Origin of the sequence: Pseudomonas poae RE*1-1-14 (assembly GCF_000336465.1) — a bacterium.
GTDB lineage: Bacteria > Pseudomonadota > Gammaproteobacteria > Pseudomonadales > Pseudomonadaceae > Aquipseudomonas > Aquipseudomonas poae.
In genome coordinates this window covers 3,940,645-3,961,099 of sequence record NC_020209.1, presented here as the reverse complement: position 1 = coordinate 3,961,099, position 20,455 = coordinate 3,940,645, and the positions used below count along the sequence as shown (strand labels likewise).

Genomic DNA, 20,455 nt, shown 5'->3' with positions numbered 1-20,455 from the left:
TTACACGTCTACCGTCGGGATCTTGCGCGGGGCCATGAAGTACATCCAGGTCAGCGCAATGAAGTACATCGCCGGGATCAGGGTGAACAGCACCGTGTAGTTGTTGTTGGTCACCGTGAGGATGTGGCCGACGATCTGAGTCATGAACATGCCGCCGATGGCCGCGCACATTCCGCCGAACCCGAACACTGTGCTCATCATGTGCTTGGGCGTGTAGTCCATCACCAGGCTCCAGATGTTGGCGGTCCAGGCCTGGTGCGCGCCGATGGCCAGGGAGATGGCAAACACTGCGACCCACAGCTGGCTGGAGCCGGCGGCCATGATCACGCCAACGATGCAGCAGGCGAACAGCAGCATCGACAGCAGCCGCGCCTTGATCGAGTTCATGCCACGGCCGATCAGGAATGACGACAGGATGCCACCGCCCACGCTGCCGAAGTCGGCGGTGAGGTAGATGATGATCAGCGGGATGCCCATCTGCGTCACGTTGATGCCCAGACTGTATTGCTGGTTCAGGAACGGTGGCGGCCAGTACAGGTAGAACCAGAACACCGGGGCGGTCAGGGCATAGGCGATGGCGAAGGCCCAGGTGCCGCGCATGCGCAGGATGCGGCTGAACGGTACGCCGGGTTGTTCCGGCTCGACTTCCCGTTGCACGTAGTCCAGTTCCGATTGTTTAACGCTCGGATGGTCTTCCGGGTTGTAGTACTTCAAACCCCAGAACACCAGCCAGATTGCGCCGAGTGATGCCATGCACAGGAACGCCGCCTGCCAGCCCCACACGTGCAGGATCAACGGCAGCAGCATCGGCGTCATCATTGCCCCGACGTTGGTGCCGGCGTTGAAAATGCCGGTGGCCACGGCGCGCTCACCGGCCGGGAACCACAGGCGGGTGGTCTTGACGCAGGCCGGGTAGTTGGCGGCTTCGGTCAGGCCCAGGATAAAGCGGCACACCATAAAGCCCACTGCCGAGGTGGCCAGGCCATGGGCGCCGGTGGCCAGGCTCCACAACAGCACGGCGCAGAAGAACACGCGTTTGACACCCACCCGGTCGATCAGGCGGCCCTGCAGCACGAAGCCGACGGCGTAGCCCACCTGAAACCAGAAGTTGATGTTGGCGTAGTCCATCGCCGTCCAGCTCATTTCCTTGGCGAGGATCGGTTGCATCACGCCCAGGGCGGCGCGGTCGATGTAGTTGAGGGTGGTGGCGAAGAATACCAGGGCCAACATGCCCCAGCGAGTTTTACCCACGGCCAGGGCGCCGCGGATCTTGTCGCCGATGCCGGCGTGCGGGGTGCCCGGGCGCGTGGCCAGGGTAGGGTTTTGCAAAGGCATGAGGTCGTACCCGTTTTTTTGAAATTTTTATGGTGTGTTCTGGGTCTTTTCTTACGAGATCGATGGTGCGCAGCGGTTAAAAAATCGTCAATTCGCCAAATCGGCTAGTGTTCGATAATCGCACCAAAAACTAACCGGTTCGTACATTATGATTGCTGCGTGTTGGCTGGGGGCGAATAATTTGCCACAAACAACACGTGCCGGGAGAACTCCATGCAACGATCCATCGCTACCGTTTCCTTGAGCGGCACCCTGCCGGAAAAGCTCGAAGCCATTGCCGCCGCCGGTTTTGATGGGGTTGAGATCTTCGAGAACGACCTGTTGTATTACGACGGCAGCCCGCGCGAAGTTAGGCAAATGTGTGCCGACCTGGGGATTGCCATCACCTTGTTCCAGCCATTCCGCGACTTTGAAGGCTGCCGCCGCGACCGTCTGGCGCGCAACCTGGAGCGCGCCGAACGCAAGTTTGACCTGATGCAGGAGCTGGGCACCGACCTGGTGCTGGTGTGCAGCAACGCGTCCGCCGATTGCGTGGGCGATGAACGCATCCTGCTCGATGACCTCAGCCTTTTGGCCGAACACGCCGGTCGTCGTGGCTTGCGCATCGGCTATGAAGCGCTGGCCTGGGGCAAGCATGTGAACACCTGGCAGCAGGTGTGGAACCTGGTGCGCCAGGTCGATCATCCTGCCCTGGGTGTGCTGCTCGACAGTTTCCACACGCTGTCGCTCAAGGGCGACCCGAGTGGCATCGCCCAGATACCCGGCGACAAGATTTTCTTTGTGCAAATGGCCGACGCGCCGATCCTGGCCATGGACGTGCTGGAGTGGAGCCGGCATTTTCGCTGTTTCCCGGGCCAGGGCGAGTTCGACCTGGCGGGGTTTCTCGCGCCGATCATCCAAAGCGGCTACAGCGGGCCGTTGTCCCTGGAAATTTTCAACGATGGTTTTCGCGCCGCCCCCACGCGCGCGAATGCGGCCGATGGCCTGCGCTCGTTGCTGTACCTGGAAGAGAAAACCCGCCAGCGTCTGGCTGAGCAAGCGCCTGCGGCGCCAGTCGATATCCTCTTTGAAACGCCTGCCGCCAGCGAGTACGACGGCATTGAGTTCCTCGAATTCGCCGTGGATGAAAGCCTTGGTGCCAAGCTCACCCACTGGCTGGAACGCCTGGGTTTTGCCAAGGCCGGGCAGCACCGCTCGAAAAATGTGAGCCTGCTGCGCCAGGGCGATATCAACCTGATCCTTAATTGCGAACCCTATTCTTTCGCCCACAACTTCTTCGAGGCCCATGGGCCGTCGTTGTGTGCCACGGCGATTCGGGTCAAGGACAGCGCCAAGGCACTGCAACGGGCAGTGGCCTACAAGGGCCAGCCCTATCGCGGCCTGGTCGGGCCCAATGAACTGGAACTGGCGGCCGTGCGTGCCCCGGATGGCAGCCTTATCTACTTGGTGGACCCGAGCGAAGGCGGCCTGTACGACACTGATTTCAACCTGCAATCGGCGCCGTCCGCCAGTGGCGGGCTGCTGCGCATCGACCATATGGCCATGGCGTTGCCGGCCGACAGTCTCGACAGCTGGGTGCTGTTCTACAAGAGCCTGCTGGATTTCGAAGCCGATGATGAAGTGGTGCTGCCTGACCCTTATGGCTTGGTGAAAAGCCGGGCGCTGCGCAGCCGTTGCAGCTCGATTCGCCTGCCGCTGAATATCTCCGAGAACCGCAACACGGCCATTTCCCACGCGCTGTCGAGCTATCGCGGCTCGGGCGTGCACCACATTGCCTTCGACTGCGCAGATATTTTCGCAGAGGTGCGCCGAGCCAAGGACGCCGGGGTGCCGCTGCTGGATATCCCGCTCAATTACTACGACGACCTCGCCGCCCGTTTTGATTTCGACGACGAGTTTCTCAGCGAGTTGGCGTATTACAACGTGCTGTACGACCGCGACGCCCAGGGCGGTGAGCTGTTTCACGTGTACACCGAAGCGTTCGAGGGCCGGTTTTTCTTCGAGATTTTGCAGCGCAAGAACGGCTATGCCGGTTATGGCGCGGCAAATGTGGCAGTGCGCCTGGCGGCGATGGCCAAGTCGCGCAGCGGCGCGGTTCGTCAGGCGCGCTTGTGATACACGGGGGCGGTGCTTCCTTCGGGAGGCGCCGCGCCCCATAATCGCAGCCTGCATAACACTCCGCCATGAGCGCACCATGACCCTGACTCCCGATCTCTCCGCCGTGTCAGACGCACCGCGCAAGAGTCGCAAGAACAATCCGGAAAAGACCCGCGAGAATATTCTCCAGGAAGCCATCGTCGAGTTTGTTCAGCAGGGCCTGTCCGGCGCCCGCGTGGACGCCATCGCCGAGCGCATCCACACCTCCAAACGCATGATCTATTACTACTTCGGCAGCAAGGAGCAGTTGTACGTCGAGGTGCTTGAAAAACTCTACGGCGACATCCGCAACACCGAAACCCGCATGAACCTCACCGCCCTGGAGCCGCGCGAAGCGATCCGGCGGCTGGTGGAGTTCACCTTTGATCACCATGATCAGAATGTGGATTTTGTGCGCATTGTGAGCATCGAAAATATCCACAATGCCGAGTACGTGAAGCGCACCGACACGATCAAGGCGATGAACAGCAAGATCCTCGAGGGCCTTGGTGAAACCCTGCGCCGGGGCGCCGAGTTGGGGTTGTTTCGCGAGGGGCTGGAGCCATTGGACGTGCACCTGCTGATCAACTCGTTCAGCTTTTACCGGGTGTCCAATCGCCATACCTTCAGTGAGATTTTTCAGATCGAGCTGTCGGATGAGGCGGTTAAACAGCGGCACCGCGAGATGATCTGTGAGTCGGTGCTGCGTTACCTGCAGGCCTGATTACGCGTTTTGAAATGCAATCCATGTGGGAGGAGGCAAGCTCCCCGCTTATCAAACACAAAATAAAGTGTTGATTAAAAAAATGAAATTTCAGGAATCCACATTCCTGTGGCGAGCAGGCTTGTCCTGCGTTGGGCTGCGCAGCGGCCCCAAAACCAGGCGCTGAGCCGTATCAGGTACACCGCGTTTTGCTGGATTGGGGGCGCTTCGCACCCCAACGCGGGGCAAGCCCGCTCGCCACAGAGGCTCCAGTTTGCTGCGCGATAGAGCCTCCTACATGTTCAGGTGTTCAGGGTCTGGAAGTGCGCAAGCATTCTTTGCGCATCCGCCACCTCACCACTGAACAATTCAAACGCTTTCACCGCCTGAAACACCGCCATATTGCCACCATCCAACGTACGGCAACCCAAGGCCCGGGCATCGCGCAGCAGTTGGGTTTCCAGCGGGAAGTACACGATTTCCGCGACCCACAGTTCAGCACGCAACAGCGCTGCAGGCACCGGCGTGCCGGGCAGTTTGGCCATGCCCATCGGCGTGGTGTTCACCAGGCCATCGGCCTCGGCCATGGCGTTATCCAATTGGCTGCCGACCTCGGCGCGGCCCGTGCCGAAGCGTGAGGTCAAGTTATCCACAAGCTCGCGCGATCGGGCGGCGTCCACGTCGAAAATACTCAACTGCTGCACACCCTCGGCCAGCAACGCATGGGCAACCGCCGCCCCGGCACCGCCGGCGCCCATCTGCACCACGCGCTGACGCGGCACATCATTGAGGTTACGCCTGAAACCTTCGGCAAAGCCCAGGCAGTCGGTGTTGTGACCGATGCGCTTGCCATTTTTGAACACCACAGTGTTTACCGCGCCGATGCCGCGCGCTTCGTCCGACAAGTCATCGAGCAGCGGCAGGATCGCCTGCTTGCACGGGTAGGTAATGTTCAAACCGGTGAACTGCATCGATTCTGCGGCGCTCAGTAGGTCGGGCAGGGCGCTGACGGTCAGTTGCAACGGGTCCAGGTCGATCAGGCGATACAGGTAGCGCAAGCCCTGGGCGTCACCTTCCTGCTCGTGCAGGGCCGGGGTGCGGGAGGCCTGGATACCGGCGCCGATCAGGCCGGCGAGTACACGTGGTTTCATCAGGCGCATCCTTTGAGCGTATGACTGAAATGCTCCAGGGCCAGGTGATAACCATGGCTGCCAAAACCGGCCAGCACCGCCTTGGCGACCGGAGAGACGAACGAGTGATGACGAAAGGCTTCGCGCGCATGCACGTTGGAGAGATGCACTTCGATCACGGGCACTTCGCTGGCCACCAGCGCATCACGGAGGGCGACCGAGGTGTGGGTCCAGGCGGCGGGGTTGATCACGATGCCGGCGCAGCGGGCGCGGGCGCCGTGAATCCAATCGAGCAGTTCGCCTTCGTGATTGGTCTGGCGGAACTCGACTTTGAGCCCGAGCTGTTCGGCGCTACGCCCGCACAGAGCGGCGACATCGGCCAGGGTTTCATGGCCATAAGTGGCGGGCTCGCGGGTGCCGAGCAGATTGAGATTGGGGCCGTTGAGCACCAGCACGATGGGCGGCATTGGGGGATCTCCACAGTTCTTATTGGTGTGGAGATAAAATGTACTGGTTGGTTAGTTTGGTCAATGGATGGCGCTGGCTGTGTTCGATTATCGAACGGTTAATCGTGTTTTCAGACGTTGGAATGTGCGGTAACAACGCCGCATTCGACGAATTGGCCGGCATTACTAATCTGTGAAGCAGCTCTGGGATTAACGAGCCGGTTGTCGGGTTGGCAAAGAAGAAATGTAACCTGACGGAAAATAACCTAACGGATGGGTTACGATGCGAGTAGGCGCTTACAAGGGATATGTGATTTCGGTGTTTATCAGGGATGAGCACTGCCCGCCGCATGTGCACGTCAGGGGCAAGGAGTGGGATGCGCGCTTTCGCTTCAGCTTTCTGAACGCAGATGTGGAGCTATGGGACGTGGACCCCGAACGCAGACGGCCCCCCAAAGCGCTTCTGAATGAAATAGGCAAGGCAATAACGCAGCGGCACTATCTGGCTCGTGCGCGCAGGATTTGGTGGGAAAAACTGCAAACGGTTTGCCTGGAGAACCATTCCTGGGATTTGGACGCGAGTGAACTGGTTCCAGAGTTGGTCATTCGACGCGGTGTCCATGTCATCGCAAGTGCCTGGCACGACGTTGTGGCGCAACGAACAATTTTGAATCTGGTAAGAGCACCCAATTGCGTGGGGATTGATTTATGAAAATCGTGAAGGCCAAAGTCACACCTTATGTACCTCTTACTGATGCGGATATCGACAAGGCAATAGCACGGGGGCGCAAGCTCAAGCGTCTATACGCTACTGCGAGCAATGTGCGATATGAAGACGGCTGCCTCTCCATCGGCTTCAGCGACGGCAGCCGTGTCGTGCTGCCTGTAGCCGGTCTTGCGGAGTTCGAAGGGTTTTCCCAGGAGGATTTCCAGCAGTTGGAAGTCGGCTTTGGCGGCAAGGCACTGTGCTGCGAGCCTCAGGACCTCGACGTCTCGATCACCGGCCTGATCGCCACAAGCCAGCCGCTGATGGATCTGGCGACGAGCCTGGTGGCGTCACGCAACGGTCGCAAGAGCAGCGCGGCCAAATCCGCCGCCGCCCGTGCCAATGGCAAGAAAGGTGGCCGGCCACCCAAAAAAGCGCCGGACACCGGTGATTCCACCGACGCTTGACGCTACACAGGGCTGGATCAACGACGGCTCAGCAACACGCCTGACTCCATGTGATGCGTCCACGGGAACTGGTCAAACAGGGCACACCGGGTGATGCGGTGGGTGTCATGCAGTTGCGCAATGTTCGCCGCCAGCGTCTCGGGATTGCAGGAGATGTACAGGATGTTGTCGAAGCGCCGGGTCAGTTCGCAGGTGTCCGGGTCCATGCCGGCGCGCGGTGGGTCGACGAATACGCTGCCGAATTCGTAGCTTTTCAGGTCGACGCCATGCAGGCGACGGAACGGACGTACTTCGTTCAGCGCCTGGGTGAGTTCTTCGGCGGAGAGGCGCACCAGGGTGACGTTATTCACCGCGTTTTCATCGAGATTGCTCAGCGCCGCGTTGACCGAGGTCTTGCTGATTTCGGTCGCCAATACCTTGCGCACGCGCGTGGCCAGGGGCAGGGTGAAGTTGCCGTTGCCGCAGTACAGCTCCAGCAAATCATCCGGGCGCTCGCCCAGCGCCTCGAACGCCCAGTTGAGCATCTTCTGGTTCACCGTGCCGTTGGGCTGGGTGAAGGCGCCTTCGGGTTGGCGGTAGCTGAAGGTGCGCGCGCCGACGTCGAGTTTTTCCACCACGTAGTCGTGGCCGATCACGTCGCGCTTGCCCTTGGAGCGGCCGATGATGCTCACGCCCAGATCATCCGCCAGTTTATTCGCCGCCGTGTGCCAGTGCTCGTCCAGCGGGCGGTGGTAGCACAGGGTGATCATCGCATCGCCGGCCAGGGTGGTAAGGAACTCCACCTGGAACAGCTTGTGACTCAGGGCCGCGCTGGCTTGCCAGGCGGCCTTGAGCTGCGGCATCAGCTGGTTGATGCGCTGGCTGGCAATCGGGAAGTCTTCGATCAGGATCGGCGTGCGCTTGTCGTCCTGGGAGAACATCGCGTAATGACGCTCGCCCTCTTCGCGCCACAGGCGGAATTCGGCGCGCAGGCGAAAGTGCTGCAACGGCGAGTCGAAGACCTGCGGCTCGGGCGCATCGAACGGTGCCAGCAGGTCACGCAGGCGTGTGACCTTGTCCTGCAATTGCGCGGTGTAGCGTGCGGCGTCAAAAGTCATGCGTTGAACCAGCCCAGCTTGATCACAAACAGAATCGACAGAATCACCAGCGCCGGGTTCAGCTCACGGTAGCGGCCCGAAAGCAGCTTGATGGCGGTCCAGGCGATGAAACCGAAGGCGATGCCGTTGGCGATGGAGTAAGTGAAGGGCATCGCCAGGGCGGTGATCACCACCGGCGCTGCCACGGTAATGTCATCCCAGTCGATTTCGGCCAGGCCCTGGGTCATCAGCACCGCCACGAACAGCAGCGCCGGCGCGGTGGCGAAGGCGGGTACGCTGGCGGCCAGTGGCGAGAAGAACAGCGCCAGCAGGAACAGAATGGCGACCACGATGGCGGTCAGGCCGGTACGGCCACCGGCGCTCACGCCCGCGGCGGATTCGATATAGCTGGTGGTGGTCGAGGTGCCTAGCAGGGAACCGGCCATGGCGGCGGTGCTGTCGGCGATCAGCGCACGGCCCATTTTAGGCATGTGGCCGTCCTTGCTCATCAGGCCGGCGCGCTTGGCGACGCCGATCAGGGTGCCGGAGTTGTCGAACAGGTCGACGAACAGGAAGGCGAAGATCACGCTAACCAGGCCGATGTCCAGCGCGCCCTTGATGTCCAGTTGCAGGAAGGTCGGGGCCAGGGACGGCGGCATCGAGGTCACGCCGCCAAACGGAGTAATGCCGAGCAGGATCGATACGATGGTCACCGCCAGAATGCCGATCAGGACCGCGCCGCGCACGGCCAGGGCTTCCAGCGCCACGATCAGCACGAAACCCAGGGTGGCGAGGATGGGCGCCGGTTGCTTGAGGTCGCCCATGCCAATCAGGGTGGCCGGGTTGGCGACCACGATACCGGCGTTATGCAGGGCGATCAGCGCGAGGAATAGACCGATACCAGCGGCAATCGCCGAGCGCAGCGGCAGGGGGATGCTGTTGATGATCCACTCACGGATACGGAAGATCGACAGCAGGAAGAACAGCACCGCCGAGATGAAGACCGCACCCAGCGCCACCTGCCAGGTGTGGCCCATGTGCAGGACGACGGTGTAGGTGAAGAAGGCGTTCAGGCCCATGCCCGGCGCCAGCGCAATCGGGTAGTTGGCGATCAGGCCCATCACGGTCGAACCGATGGCAGCGGCCAGGCAGGTGGCGACGAACACCGCACCCTTGTCCATGCCGGTCTCGCCCAGAATGCTCGGGTTCACGAACAGAATGTAGGCCATCGCCAGGAACGTGGTGATACCCGCAAGAATCTCGGTGCGCACGTTGGTGTTGTGGGCTTTGAGTTGAAACAGCTTTTCCAGCATGCCGGCTCCCTGTGACGCTATCTTGCGTCGTTATTTGTTGACCTCTAAGTCAAAGCACAAACTGCGCCAAGCGCCTGTGGTTTCAGAGAGGATCGGAAAAAGCGGCGCATCATACCAGCAGCCGAGGCTGTGTGGCGCGTGGCCTTGAGGCATACTGCGGCGACGTCAGATACCGGGTGGTCGACAGCATGAAAAAAGCCAACGCGTGGAGTCTAGCGCTGTTCCCCTTTATTGGCCTGTGGCTCGGCGCAGCACCGGCGTGGGGCGCTGCTGCACCGGCCTTGAGCGAGGTGCGTGTGTTCAAGGTCGAGTCGGCGCGCTGCACCGAGAGCATCCCGGACCGCGTGACCACCACCCAGATGTGCACGCACCGTGGGCCCACCCAGGTCTCGGTGATGGAAGTGGGCCTGGGCAACAATCCGGTCGGCCGCTTCAACGGCGCGGTGCTCAATGCCCGGCGCACGGCGGTGTGCCAGGTCGGCAACATCAGCCAGGCGTGCAACGGCGCAGGCCAACTGATGGGCTACATCTATGTGTTCGACCTGAACGTTGAGGGCCCCGGCGGCTTTGAATACAGCAACTCCTCGATCAACCCGCCGCGCAACACGCTCAAGACCCAACTCAATATCCTCTGATCAATCCGCTTGAACGCTCATACCCCCGGGAAGTCGTACCCCTGAGACGGCGATTTCCCTAACGCCGCGGATGTACACCAACCCGTGAGGTGTTTATGAGCGCGACCCCCAATGGCGCGGCGGCCCAACCGTTCGTCGCCCACCCGATACGCTTGACCCTCAACGGTCAGGAACGCCAACTGAACGTGTTGCCCTGGACCACCCTGTTGGACCTGCTGCGCGAACAACTGGACCTGGTCGGCAGCAAAAAAGGCTGCGACCACGGGCAGTGCGGCGCCTGCACCGTGTTGCGCGACGGCAAGCGCGTCAACGCGTGCCTGACCCTGGCGATCATGTGCGATGGCGCCGAGCTGACCACCATCGAAGGCCTGGCCGACGGCGATCAACTGCACCCGATGCAGCAAGCCTTCATCAAGCACGACGCCTTCCAGTGCGGCTACTGCACCCCCGGCCAGATCTGCTCCGCCGTGGGCCTGGTCAACGAGGGCCGCGCCCACGACAGCGCACAGATCCAGGAGCTGATGAGCGGCAACCTCTGTCGTTGCGGCGCCTACAACAATATTCGCGATGCCATCGAAGACGCGCTGCCTGCGTGCCGTCAGCGGGGAGGTGAGCAATGAATCCCTTCCACTACAGCAAACCTGCCGACGTGCAGGAAGCGGTGCACCTGAGCAGTGCAGCCTCGCGCTTCATTGCCGGGGGCACCAACCTGCTGGACCTGATGAAAGAGAACATCAGCCGTCCCGAGCACCTGATCGACATCACCGGTCTGCCGCTGCGCGAGGTGGAAGAAACCGCCGACGGCGGCGTGCGTATCGGCGCGCTGGTCAGCAACGCCGACCTGGCCTGGCACCCGCTGATCGAGCAGCGCTACCCGCTGCTGTCACAGGCCATTCTCGCCGGCGCCTCGCCGCAGTTGCGCAATATGGCCAGCACCGGCGGCAACCTGTTGCAGCGCACCCGTTGCTACTACTTCTACGACGCCGCCGTGCCGTGCAACAAGCGTGAGCCCGGCAGCGGTTGCCCGGCGCGCACAGGCTTGAACCGCATCCATGCGATCCTCGGCGCCAGCGACCAGTGCGTTGCCACTCACCCTTCCGACATGTGCGTGGCCCTTGCAGCGCTGGAAGCGCGGGTGCATGTGCATGGGCGCGCCGGCGCGCGGGTCATCGAGTTTGCCGATTTCCACCGCCTGCCTGGCGATGCGCCGCAACGCGACAACCAATTGGCTGACGACGAGCTGATCACGGCTGTCGAACTGCCAGCCGATCACCTGGCCCGTCATAGCCACTACCTGAAAATCCGTGACCGCGCGTCTTATGCCTTCGCTCTGGTGTCCGTCGCCGCCGCCCTTGAGCTGGATGGCGACCGCATTGTTGACGCGCGCCTGGCCCTCGGCGGTGTGGCCCACAAACCCTGGCGTGACCGCGCGGTGGAAAGCGCCTTGATCGGCCAGTCGGTCAGCCGCGAAACCTTCAGCAACGCCGCCGACGCGCTGCTCAAGGATGCCGAGCCGCTTGAACACAATGGCTTCAAGGTCAAGCTGGCCCGTCGTGCAATTATCCGCGCCCTGAGCGACGCCGCCGTCGCAGGAGAACAGCCATGAGTGCTATCGGCAAACCCCTGGACCGCGTCGACGGTCTGCTCAAGGTCACCGGGCAAGCGCGCTACGCCGGTGAATTTCCCGAGGATGGTCTGCTGCACGGCAGCGTGGTCTCCAGCAACATCGCCAAGGGCCGTGTGCTGCGTATCGACGCTTCCAGGGCGCTGGCGCTGCCGGGCGTCGTGGCGGTGATCGACCACCTTAACCGGCCGAAAATCGCCAGCTACGATGACGCCTTCGCCGACGCTGATGCGGCCGAGGGTTCGCCCTTCCGGCCTTTATACAACGACCGCGTGTTGTACAGCGGTCAGCCGCTGGCGCTGGTCATTGCCGATAACCTGGAGCTGGCGCGTCACGCCGGGTCCCTGGTGCACATCGAGTACGAGACCGAAGCCTTCGACACCGACCTGGTTGCGCAGCAGGAAAGCGCGCACCCCTCGTCGCAGACTCCGCCCAAGCCGCGCGGCAACTTCCAGGCCGAATGGTCCGGCGCAGCCATCAGCCTCGACCTGCACTACAGCACGCCGATCGAACACCACAATCCCATGGAGCCCCACGCCAGCACCGTGCTTTACCAGCCAGATGGCACCTTGCACATCCATGACAAAACCCAGGGCCCGCAAAACTGCCAGTCTTATGTGCAGGACGTGTTCGGCCTGGATAAAAGCCAGGTGCGCATTTTTGCCGCGTTCGTCGGCGGCGCGTTCGGCTCCGGCCTGCGTCCGCAGTACCAGTTGCCGCTGGCGGTGATGGCTTCGCTGTCGCTCAAACGCTCGGTGCGCGTGACCCTCACCCGCCAGCAGATGTTCACCTTCGGCTACCGCCCGCGTACCTTGCAGCGCCTGCAGATGGGCGCAGCCGCCAACGGTCGCCTGCTGGCGCTGGGGCACACCGCGATTGGCCAGACCTCGCGCTTCGAGGACTTCAGCGAACACGTGGTGGAGTGGAGCGGCATGCTCTACCACTGCGACAACATTCAACTGACCTACAAACTGGTGCCGCTGGACGTGTACACCCCGCTGGACATGCGCGCGCCCGGCGCTGCCCTCGGTGTGATCGGCCTGGAATGTGCGATGGATGAACTGGCCTGCGCCCTGGCCATCGACCCGGTGCAACTGCGGCTGATCAACTACGCCGAACGCAACCAGAACGAAGACAAGCCATGGTCCAGCAAAGCCCTGCGCGAGTGCTACAGCGAAGGCGCCGAGCGTTTTGGCTGGAGCCAGCGCAACCCGGAACCGCGCAGCATGCGCGACGGCCGTCAGTTGATCGGCTGGGGCATGGCCGGCGGCGTGTGGGAGGCCATGCAGATGAAGGCCAGCGCCAAGGCGCGATTGGACGCGGACGGCAAACTGACCGTGAGCAGCGCCACCACCGACATCGGCACCGGCACCTATACCGTGATGACCCAGATCGCAGCGCAAGCCAGCGGTGTGGCAATGACCGATATCAGCTTTCTGCTGGGAGATTCCTCCCTGCCCACCGCGCCGTTGCAAGGCGGCTCGTTTACCGTGTCGTCGGTCGGTACGGCGGTGCAGCAGGCGTGTGAAGCGCTAAATGCAAAGTTGCTGAAAATCGCTCAACAGACTTATCCGGCGTTCAAGGACGTGGATTCTGCGCGCTTCGAGGATGGCCAACTGCACGCCGGCGAACAACGCGTGTCCCTGGCGCAGTTGGTCAAGGACAGCGGCGAACAGGCGCTGGAAGTACAAGTCGACAGCGAGCCCGACAAAAAGCGCGAAGGTTACGCCACGGCCACGCACTCGGCGGTGTTCGTCGAGGTGCGCGTGGATGAGGACCTGGGCACCATCAAGGTCAGCCGTGTGGTCAGCGCGATTGCCGCCGGGCGCGTGGTCAACCCTAAAATGGCGCGCAGCCAGATCCTCGGCGGCGTGGTGTGGGGCATCGGCATGGCGCTGCATGAAGAGACCCAGGTCGATCATCAGTTGGGCCGCTACATGAACCACAGCCTGGCCGAATATCACATCCCGGTGAACGCCGATATTGGCGAGATCGATGTGGTGTTTGTCGAAGAACATGACGAGATCGTCAACGCGCTGGGCTCCAAGGGCGTGGGCGAGATCGGCATTGTCGGCGTGGCGGCGGCGGTGGCGAATGCGGTGTACCACGCTACCGGCAAACGGGTGCGGGAATTCCCGATTACCCTGGACAAGGTGCTCTAGCGAGCACGTGTGGGCGCGGGCTTGCTGCGGTTCCCGGACTGTTGTGGCGCGCAGATTCCCTGTGGCGAGCAGGCTTGTCCTGCGTTGGGCTGCGCAGCAGCCCCAAAACCAGGCGCTGAGCCGTATCAGGTACACCTCGTTTTGCTGGATTGGGGGGCGTTTCGCACCCCAACGCAGGGCAAGCCTGCTCGCCACAATAAGCTCGCTCCCTGCTTTGCCTGAGTGGGTCAGGCGGAGGATTTTTCTTCCACGGGCACATGCATTCGGTCCCGATTCGCCAGGGTCGGGAACAGCTTGATCCACACGCCCGTCACGATCAGCGTACCCACGCCGCCCATCACCACGGCGGGCACGGTGCCGAACCAGTGGGCGGTAATGCCCGATTCAAATTCGCCCAGCTGATTCGACGCCCCGATAAACAGGCCGTTGACCGCGCTGACGCGTCCGCGCATTTTATCCGGGGTTTCCAGCTGCACGAACGACGCGCGAATGACCATGCTGATCATGTCCGCCGCGCCCAGCACCACCAGCACTGCCAGGGAAAACCAGAACGAGGTGGACAGACCGAAGGCGATAGTCGCCACGCCAAACACACCGACGGCGGTAAACATCACACGGCCCACCTTGCGGTCGACTGAGAACCGCGCCAGCCACAGTGACATCAACAGCGCGCCCACGGCCGGTGCCGAGCGCAGCAGACCCAGGCCCCAGGGACCGGTCAGCAAAATGTCCTTGGCGAACACTGGCAGCAACGCGGTGGCGCCGCCCAGCAGTACGGCGAACAGGTCGAGGGAGATCGCGCCGAGAATGTCCGGGCGGCTACGGATAAAGCGGATGCCGGCCAGCAACGAGTCCAGCGTGGCCTTGCCTTTGTTCAGCGGCGTCTGGCGGGCGGGCAGGTTGAGCATCAGTACGCAGGCAATGAGATACAGCACCACGGTGGGGCCATACACCCAAACGCTGCCGAACGCGTAAAGCAGACCGCCGAGCGCCGGGGCGACGATGGTGGCCAGTTGCTGGGCCGACTGCGACGAGGCCACCGCCCGTGGAAACAACGTGCTCGGCACGATACTCGGCAACAGCGCCTGGGTGGTGGGCTGTTCAAAGGAGCGAGCCGCGCCGAGCAGGAAGGCGAGGATAAAGATCATCTCGCGGGTCACATGGCCGGTCAGACCGCCGATGGCCAAGGACAGCGCGATAAGGGCCTGCACGGTCTGGCAGATGGCCGCGACCCTGCGCCGCTCATAACGATCGGCCACATGTCCGGTGTGCAGCATGAACAGCACACGCGGCACGAACTCCACCAGACCGACCAGGCCCAGGTCGAGCACATTGCCGGTGAGTTGGTAGAGGTTCCAGCCGATGGCCACGGTGAGCATCTGAAAGCCGCTGGCGGTAAAGATCCTTGCCAGCCAGAACGCGATGAAGGGGCGATGATGGCGTAATAGCAGCGCGGGTTCACTGGGCATCGAATGGACTGGCCGGGGATTGAGGGAAGGGTGAGATTATCATCAAGCTGTAACAAATAGTTGCAAGAACGGCAGTGAGGCAGCCTGTCACGCGTCAATCGACCACACGGCCACTGACACAAAATGGGACTACTCTTTGATCAATGCTTGATCCAGATCAAACCCCGCGTCGGGATTGGGTCTGGCGGCCGCAAGGCCAGAATCCCTACGTGGCTGGTAAAAAAAGAAACGAATTGAAATTCGCCACACTCCATATCCGTGGGGGCATTGGGTGCAGGCGCCTGCCCGCAGCCGGTATTACCTGACAGAGGAAAACTTATGTTCGGTTTGGAGGCGCTCGATCTCGCCCGAATCCAGTTCGCGTTCACCATCTCGTTCCACATCCTGTTCCCGGCCATCACCATTGGTCTGGCCAGTTACCTCGCGGTGCTGGAAGGCTTGTGGCTCAAGACCCGCAACGACACCTACCGTGATCTCTACCACTTCTGGTCGAAGATCTTCGCCGTCAACTTCGGCATGGGCGTGGTCTCGGGCCTGGTCATGGCCTACCAGTTCGGCACCAACTGGAGCCGCTTCTCGGACTTCGCCGGCGCCGTCACCGGCCCGTTGCTGACCTATGAAGTGCTCACGGCCTTCTTCCTCGAGGCCGGGTTCCTCGGCGTGATGCTGTTCGGCTGGAACAAGGTGGGGCGCAACCTGCACTTCTTTTCCACGGTGATGGTGGCCGTGGGGACGCTGATTTCGACGTTCTGGATCCTGTCGTCCAACAGCTGGATGCAGACGCCCCAGGGCTTTGAAATCATCGATGGCCGCGTGATCCCGACCGACTGGTTCGCCGTGGTCTTCAACCCCTCGTTTCCCTATCGCCTGGCGCACATGGCCACGGCGGCGTTCGTGGCGACGGCGTTCTTCGTCGGTTCCTCGGCGGCCTGGCACCTGCTGCGCGGCAGGGACAACCCGGCGATCCGCAAGATGCTCTCGATGGCGATGTGGATGGCGCTGATCGTCGCGCCTATCCAGGCGGTGATCGGTGACTTTCATGGCCTCAATACCCTGGAGCACCAGCCGGCGAAAATCGCGGCCATCGAAGGTCACTGGGAAAACAAAGGCAATGAGCCGACCCCGCTGATCTTGTTCGGCTGGCCGGACATGAAGGCTGAAAAAACCAAATACGCGGTGGAAATTCCGTATATGGGCAGCCTGATCCTGACCCACTCGCTGGACAAACAGGTGCCGGCGCTCAAGGAGTTTGCGCCTGAAGACCGCCCCAACTCGACCGTGGTGTTCTGGTCGTTCCGGGTCATGGTCGGCCTGGGCTTGCTGATGATTTTTACCGGGCTGTTCAGTCTGTGGCTGCGCCGTGGCGACCGGATGTACACGTTCCGGCCGTTTCTCTATCTGGCGCTGTGGATGGGGCCGTCCGGCCTGATCGCGATCCTCGCCGGCTGGTTCACCACCGAAATCGGCCGTCAGCCGTGGGTGGTCTACGGGCTGATGCGCACGGCGGATGCGTCCTCCGGGCACAGCCTGGTGCAGATGACCATCACCCTGGTGCTGTTCGTGGTGGTGTACTTCGCGCTGTTCGGCGCGGGCCTGGGCTACATGATGCGCCTGGTGCGCAAAGGCCCGGTCACCCACGAAAGCACCGAACCGACCCACGGCGGCCCTGGCCAGAAACGCACACCGGCGCGTCCGCTGTCGGCGGCTGACGATGGCAGCGAGAACGACCACGACCACCTCCAGCACAAGGAGCAATGAGATGGGTATCGATCTTTCGCTGATCTGGGCCGTGATCATTATCTTCGGCATCATGATGTACGTGGTGATGGACGGCTTCGACCTGGGTATCGGCATCCTCTTTCCGTTTATTCCGGGCAAGGTCGACCGTGACGTGATGATGAACACTGTCGCGCCGGTGTGGGACGGCAACGAAACCTGGCTGGTGCTCGGCGGCGCAGCGTTGTTCGGCGCGTTCCCGCTGGCCTATTCGGTGGTGCTGTCGGCACTGTACCTGCCGTTGATCCTGATGCTGATCGGGCTGATCTTTCGCGGCGTCGCCTTCGAGTTTCGCTTCAAGGCCAAGGACCACAAGCGCCACCTGTGGGACAAGGCGTTCATTGGCGGCTCGATCGCGGCAACGTTCTTTCAGGGCGTGGCGCTGGGGGCGTTTATCGATGGCTTCCCGGTGGTCAACCGTCAGTTCGCCGGCGGCTCACTGGACTGGTTCACCCCGTTCACCCTGTTTTGCGGTGTGGCACTGATATTCGCCTATGCATTGCTCGGCTGCACCTGGCTGATCATGAAGACCGAAGGCAAGTTGCAGGCGCAGATGCACCGGCTGGCGCGGCCCCTGGCCTTCGTGGTGCTGGCGGTGATGGGCATCGTCAGCCTGTGGACGCCGCTGGCGCACGGCGACATCGCATCGCGCTGGTTCACCCTGCCGAACCTGTTCTGGTTCCTGCCGGTGCCGATTCTGGTGCTGGTGACGATGTACGGGCTGATCCGCGCGGTGGCGCGCCAGGCGCATTACACGCCGTTCCTGCTGACGCTGGTGCTGATCTTCCTCGGCTACAGCGGCCTGGGTATCAGCCTGTGGCCGAACATCATCCCGCCATCGGTCTCGATCTGGGATGCCGCCGCGCCGCCGCAGAGCCAGGGCTTCATGCTGGTCGGCACGTTATTCATCATCCCGTTCATCCTGGGGTACACCTTCTGGAGCTATTACGTGTTCCGCGGCAAGGTCACCCACGAAGACGGCTATCACTAGGAGGGTCGCACGATGTCCGGCAAACCTTCGTTGCACGAAATCGAACAGGCCGAGAAACAGCCACTGTGGCGGCGTCTGGGCTGGCTGGCGATGATCTGGACCGGCAGCGTGCTGGCCCTGTTCGTGATGGCCAGCCTGATGCGCATGTTCATGAACGCGGCGGGCCTGACCACCCACTGACATCCCTGTCCGGGCTTCGCGGCCCGGTTTTCAAGCCCTGCTCTTCCTCTGGAAGGGCAGGGCTTTTTTTTATTTGCGCGCTTTGAGGATGACGAACTTGGGCGTGGCGGCGATTTGCTCGACGCCCCTGAACAGGCGCGCCAATTTGCTGTGGTAGCCCAGGTGGCGGTTGCCGACGATATACAGCGCGCCGCCGACCACCAAGGCTTCCCGGGCCTGCTGGAACATGCGCCAGGCGAGAAAGTCACCCACCACCTGTTGCTGGTGGAAAGGCGGGTTGCACAGCACCACGTCCAGCGATTGCGCCTCCTGACCGGCCAGGCCGTCACCTGCGCGCAGGATGATGTCACGGGCACCGAGCGCCGCGCGCCAGTTCTCGCCGGCCGATTGAACGGCCATATAGGACTCATCCACCAGGGTGTACTGCGCCTCGGGGTTGTGCAGCGCGCTGGCGATGGCCAATACGCCGTTGCCGCAACCGAGGTCGGCCACGCGTGCGCTGCCCAGGTTGGTCGGCAAGTGGGGGAGGAAGGCGCGGGTACCGATGTCGAGGCCTTCGCGGCAAAACACGTTGGCGTGGTTGAGCAGCGTGATGGCGGGGGTGTCCAGGGTGTAGCGGCTAGGGTAGGGCGACACGGCTGCCGGGCGATCTTCCACGGTGGCGATCAGCAAGCGAGCCTTTTTCACCGCCAGCGATGCCTGCATCGGCCCGATATAGCGCTCGAGCAATTCGCCGGCCGCCCGTGGCAAGTGCTTGACCATCGCCCCGGCAATCACCTCGGCGCCCGGCGCCAGCTGGCCTTGCAGGCGGATCAGCTGTTCTTCAAGCAATGCCAGGGTTTTGGGCACACGCACCAGCACCCGGTCGAACGGCCCTGCGGGCACCTGGCTGGCTGGCACAAACGGCACGGCATCGAATGCCCTGGCGTTGCGCACAAGATTTTTTTCCAGACCCTGCGCGGCCAGGAACGAGTCACCGCTGGAGGTCACCTGCACCCGGCCCTCCAGGCTGGCCGCCAACGCGCCGAAACTGTCGTTGAGCACCAGCACCCGGGTGGCCGACGTCGGTTGCTGCGCGGCCAGGTGGCTGAGCAGGTACTCGTCGGCCGCATCGAATGCCTGCAGCGGGTCATTGTGTTGTTCTGGCTGGCGAATCAGGTCGAGCTGGGCGAAGGGGCTGTCGAGCAGGGGCATGGCCGGGGAAACTCTGGGTCATCGATGGGCGTTGGGCGGGAAGACCTGCCTCAACCATCTGAGCGAACTGCGAGGCGGACCCTCGGGGCTGCATCAACGCTCAGATTCGGCCGCAAATGTTACTTTTTTTTCGATGGGATTACATGCGGTGTTTGGCAGCGGTCAAAACAGACCGGCCTTGGACGCGCAGAGCACGGCGGCGATCTTGCTGTTGACGCCCAGCTTCTTCAGGCAACTGCTGATATGAAAACCCACCGTGCGCTCAGCCAAACACAGGATGGTGGCGATCTCGGACGCTGTCTTGTCCATGGCCGACCAGCGCAGGATTTCCGTTTCCCGTGGCGTCAGTTTGCAGGGGGCGCTGATGCCGGGGCTGTCGGCGAACTTCTGCGCGACTACCGCGTGCATCGCGTGACACATCCAGAGCACCTGCCCGGCTTTTTCGTACAGCTCTTCCGGGCTGACCTCGCCCTTGCTGCGGCCCAGGGTCAGCATGCTGAACACGCCCTGGAAATCATGCACCGCCTGGGTCCATCCCAGATGCACGCCAAACGACTTGGCCAATGTCCACAAATCAGGGGTGGCAGCGAAGGTTTTTTCCTCCCATACAATAGGCAATACACTGCGTTTGCAATGAGCGACTATTGGATCAACATCAAAGAAGTGTGCTTGTTTATAAGTACTAATCCATTCATTTGGATAGTTATTTAAGTTGATGGGTTTCGTTTGGTTGGTTGGTTGTTGTGAGCTCATTGTAAACGAACAGTATTCAAATCCGAGCTCGTAAGTCTGATTAAGCACCATCTCATAAACAGTGGTGATCTTGTTCTCGCCTTCCAGCTTGGAAAGCCTCGTGTTTCGCCAGTTAACCATCGGGAACGCTCCATGAGTTTTGATGTGACTTGGGTACGTCCTGGCTCCCAATACGGCACGAAAACAGTGTAGGACATGGCTTGCAGAATTGAACGAAAAATCTTTTTTTAATGTCAGATTATATCTTTAATTTTTTTGTACGGATGCCATGGTTTTGTATAACTTAAATGATTAAGTAGTTGATTTTCAGGCTCTCTACTTACAGGTTGCCGCTAATTAATGGCGGGGCTGGAGGCGGC

The 20,455-nt window shown here is 61.6% G+C and carries 19 protein-coding genes; 11 read left to right on the top strand and 8 right to left on the bottom strand.

The window, feature by feature from the left end; genetic code table 11:
- Complete coding sequence (locus tag H045_RS17240; protein ID WP_015373008.1) at positions 1-1,335, bottom strand: MFS transporter; 1,335 nt, start codon at positions 1,333-1,335, stop codon at positions 1-3.
- A gap of 213 nt (positions 1,336-1,548) precedes the next feature.
- Between H045_RS17240 and quiC the strand changes: the two genes are divergently transcribed.
- Positions 1,549-3,450, top strand: coding sequence for a 3-dehydroshikimate dehydratase QuiC (quiC, locus tag H045_RS17235; protein WP_003236930.1), 1,902 nt, complete (start codon positions 1,549-1,551; stop codon positions 3,448-3,450).
- Between the two features lie 79 nt (positions 3,451-3,529).
- Positions 3,530-4,195, top strand: coding sequence for a TetR/AcrR family transcriptional regulator (locus tag H045_RS17230; protein WP_003236928.1), 666 nt, complete (start codon positions 3,530-3,532; stop codon positions 4,193-4,195).
- A gap of 281 nt (positions 4,196-4,476) precedes the next feature.
- Here H045_RS17230 and H045_RS17225 read toward each other — a convergent pair whose 3' ends face one another.
- Together H045_RS17225 and aroQ are read right to left on the bottom strand one after the other, a co-directional pair.
- Entirely contained in the window at positions 4,477-5,328 is an 852-nt protein-coding gene (locus tag H045_RS17225) for a shikimate dehydrogenase (RefSeq protein WP_167325128.1), read from the bottom strand.
- The gene (aroQ, locus tag H045_RS17220; protein ID WP_003236925.1) at positions 5,325-5,771 is read right to left on the bottom strand and encodes a type II 3-dehydroquinate dehydratase; all 447 of its coding nucleotides are present in this window, start codon (positions 5,769-5,771) and stop codon (positions 5,325-5,327) included. The genes H045_RS17225 and aroQ overlap by 4 nt, the downstream gene beginning before the upstream one ends.
- Before the next feature lie 262 nt (positions 5,772-6,033).
- Between aroQ and H045_RS17215 the strand changes: the two genes are divergently transcribed.
- Both H045_RS17215 and H045_RS17210 read left to right on the top strand, forming a co-directional pair.
- Positions 6,034-6,462, top strand: coding sequence for a DUF4160 domain-containing protein (locus tag H045_RS17215; protein ID WP_015373006.1), 429 nt, complete (start codon positions 6,034-6,036; stop codon positions 6,460-6,462).
- Positions 6,459-6,923 carry a DUF2442 domain-containing protein gene (locus H045_RS17210; RefSeq protein ID WP_003236921.1) on the top strand — a complete coding sequence of 155 codons (465 nt, stop codon included), beginning with the start codon at positions 6,459-6,461 and terminating at the stop codon, positions 6,921-6,923. Before H045_RS17215 ends, H045_RS17210 begins: the two co-directional genes overlap by 4 nt.
- A 17-nt stretch (positions 6,924-6,940) precedes the next feature.
- Here H045_RS17210 and trmA read toward each other — a convergent pair whose 3' ends face one another.
- Together trmA and H045_RS17200 are read right to left on the bottom strand one after the other, a co-directional pair.
- Complete coding sequence (gene trmA, locus H045_RS17205; protein WP_015373005.1) at positions 6,941-8,020, bottom strand: tRNA (uridine(54)-C5)-methyltransferase TrmA; 1,080 nt, start codon at positions 8,018-8,020, stop codon at positions 6,941-6,943.
- On the bottom strand, positions 8,017-9,312 hold the full coding sequence (locus H045_RS17200) for an NCS2 family permease (RefSeq protein WP_015373004.1): 1,296 nt from the start codon (positions 9,310-9,312) through the stop codon (positions 8,017-8,019). Before H045_RS17200 ends, trmA begins: the two co-directional genes overlap by 4 nt.
- Positions 9,313-9,500: 188 nt before the next feature.
- Here H045_RS17200 and H045_RS17195 point away from each other — a divergent pair, with 188 nt between their 5' ends.
- The 4 genes from H045_RS17195 to H045_RS17180 all read left to right on the top strand — a co-directional run bounded on the left by H045_RS17195 (position 9,501) and on the right by H045_RS17180 (position 13,733).
- Complete coding sequence (locus H045_RS17195) at positions 9,501-9,947, top strand: DUF4879 domain-containing protein (protein ID WP_003236917.1); 447 nt, start codon at positions 9,501-9,503, stop codon at positions 9,945-9,947.
- Positions 9,948-10,042: 95 nt separating this feature from the next.
- Positions 10,043-10,567 (top strand): (2Fe-2S)-binding protein, encoded by a 525-nt coding sequence (locus H045_RS17190; RefSeq protein ID WP_015373003.1) that lies wholly within the window; start codon positions 10,043-10,045, stop codon positions 10,565-10,567.
- Positions 10,564-11,553 (top strand): FAD binding domain-containing protein, encoded by a 990-nt coding sequence (locus tag H045_RS17185; protein ID WP_015373002.1) that lies wholly within the window; start codon positions 10,564-10,566, stop codon positions 11,551-11,553. The genes H045_RS17190 and H045_RS17185 overlap by 4 nt, the downstream gene beginning before the upstream one ends.
- Entirely contained in the window at positions 11,550-13,733 is a 2,184-nt protein-coding gene (locus H045_RS17180; protein WP_003236912.1) for a xanthine dehydrogenase family protein molybdopterin-binding subunit, read from the top strand. Before H045_RS17185 ends, H045_RS17180 begins: the two co-directional genes overlap by 4 nt.
- Positions 13,734-13,960: 227 nt before the next feature.
- On the opposite strand, the gene H045_RS17175 is transcribed toward H045_RS17180, so the two are convergent.
- The gene (locus H045_RS17175; protein ID WP_015373001.1) at positions 13,961-15,202 is read right to left on the bottom strand and encodes an MFS transporter; all 1,242 of its coding nucleotides are present in this window, start codon (positions 15,200-15,202) and stop codon (positions 13,961-13,963) included.
- Positions 15,203-15,520: 318 nt separating this feature from the next.
- Here H045_RS17175 and H045_RS17170 point away from each other — a divergent pair, with 318 nt between their 5' ends.
- The 3 genes from H045_RS17170 to H045_RS24655 are packed head-to-tail and all read left to right on the top strand — an operon-like array spanning position 15,521 to position 18,149.
- On the top strand, positions 15,521-16,960 hold the full coding sequence (locus tag H045_RS17170; protein ID WP_015373000.1) for a cytochrome ubiquinol oxidase subunit I: 1,440 nt from the start codon (positions 15,521-15,523) through the stop codon (positions 16,958-16,960).
- Position 16,961: 1 nt separating this feature from the next.
- Positions 16,962-17,969 carry a cytochrome d ubiquinol oxidase subunit II gene (gene cydB, locus H045_RS17165; RefSeq protein WP_003236906.1) on the top strand — a complete coding sequence of 336 codons (1,008 nt, stop codon included), beginning with the start codon at positions 16,962-16,964 and terminating at the stop codon, positions 17,967-17,969.
- Positions 17,970-17,981: 12 nt separating this feature from the next.
- Positions 17,982-18,149, top strand: coding sequence for a DUF2474 domain-containing protein (locus tag H045_RS24655; protein WP_003236903.1), 168 nt, complete (start codon positions 17,982-17,984; stop codon positions 18,147-18,149).
- A 69-nt stretch (positions 18,150-18,218) separates the two neighbouring features.
- Here H045_RS24655 and H045_RS17160 read toward each other — a convergent pair whose 3' ends face one another.
- A complete protein-coding gene (locus tag H045_RS17160; protein WP_015372999.1) occupies positions 18,219-19,343 on the bottom strand; it encodes a methyltransferase in 1,125 nt (374 codons plus the stop codon).
- A gap of 162 nt (positions 19,344-19,505) precedes the next feature.
- Complete coding sequence (locus H045_RS17155; protein WP_041931527.1) at positions 19,506-20,216, bottom strand: helix-turn-helix transcriptional regulator; 711 nt, start codon at positions 20,214-20,216, stop codon at positions 19,506-19,508.
- Between the last annotated feature and the right edge of the window lie 239 nt (positions 20,217-20,455).

What these genes read in the sequence shown, in the direction of transcription:
- H045_RS17180 (WP_003236912.1), top strand. Translation starts at nt 11,550, where the DNA reads ATGAGTGCTATCGGCAAACCCCTGGACCGCGTCGACGGTCTGCTCAAG.
- H045_RS17210 (WP_003236921.1), top strand. Translation starts at nt 6,459, where the DNA reads ATGAAAATCGTGAAGGCCAAAGTCACACCTTATGTACCTCTTACTGAT.
- H045_RS17230 (WP_003236928.1), top strand. Translation starts at nt 3,530, where the DNA reads ATGACCCTGACTCCCGATCTCTCCGCCGTGTCAGACGCACCGCGCAAG.
- H045_RS17185 (WP_015373002.1), top strand. Translation starts at nt 10,564, where the DNA reads ATGAATCCCTTCCACTACAGCAAACCTGCCGACGTGCAGGAAGCGGTG.
- H045_RS17155 (WP_041931527.1), bottom strand. Translation starts at nt 20,216, where the DNA reads ATGGTTAACTGGCGAAACACGAGGCTTTCCAAGCTGGAAGGCGAGAAC.
- H045_RS17175 (WP_015373001.1), bottom strand. Translation starts at nt 15,202, where the DNA reads ATGCCCAGTGAACCCGCGCTGCTATTACGCCATCATCGCCCCTTCATC.
- aroQ (WP_003236925.1), bottom strand. Translation starts at nt 5,771, where the DNA reads ATGCCGCCCATCGTGCTGGTGCTCAACGGCCCCAATCTCAATCTGCTC.
- H045_RS24655 (WP_003236903.1), top strand. Translation starts at nt 17,982, where the DNA reads ATGTCCGGCAAACCTTCGTTGCACGAAATCGAACAGGCCGAGAAACAG.
- H045_RS17215 (WP_015373006.1), top strand. Translation starts at nt 6,034, where the DNA reads ATGCGAGTAGGCGCTTACAAGGGATATGTGATTTCGGTGTTTATCAGG.
- H045_RS17200 (WP_015373004.1), bottom strand. Translation starts at nt 9,312, where the DNA reads ATGCTGGAAAAGCTGTTTCAACTCAAAGCCCACAACACCAACGTGCGC.
- quiC (WP_003236930.1), top strand. Translation starts at nt 1,549, where the DNA reads ATGCAACGATCCATCGCTACCGTTTCCTTGAGCGGCACCCTGCCGGAA.
- H045_RS17195 (WP_003236917.1), top strand. Translation starts at nt 9,501, where the DNA reads ATGAAAAAAGCCAACGCGTGGAGTCTAGCGCTGTTCCCCTTTATTGGC.
- H045_RS17240 (WP_015373008.1), bottom strand. Translation starts at nt 1,335, where the DNA reads ATGCCTTTGCAAAACCCTACCCTGGCCACGCGCCCGGGCACCCCGCAC.
- H045_RS17160 (WP_015372999.1), bottom strand. Translation starts at nt 19,343, where the DNA reads ATGCCCCTGCTCGACAGCCCCTTCGCCCAGCTCGACCTGATTCGCCAG.
- cydB (WP_003236906.1), top strand. Translation starts at nt 16,962, where the DNA reads ATGGGTATCGATCTTTCGCTGATCTGGGCCGTGATCATTATCTTCGGC.
- trmA (WP_015373005.1), bottom strand. Translation starts at nt 8,020, where the DNA reads ATGACTTTTGACGCCGCACGCTACACCGCGCAATTGCAGGACAAGGTC.
- H045_RS17170 (WP_015373000.1), top strand. Translation starts at nt 15,521, where the DNA reads ATGTTCGGTTTGGAGGCGCTCGATCTCGCCCGAATCCAGTTCGCGTTC.
- H045_RS17190 (WP_015373003.1), top strand. Translation starts at nt 10,043, where the DNA reads ATGAGCGCGACCCCCAATGGCGCGGCGGCCCAACCGTTCGTCGCCCAC.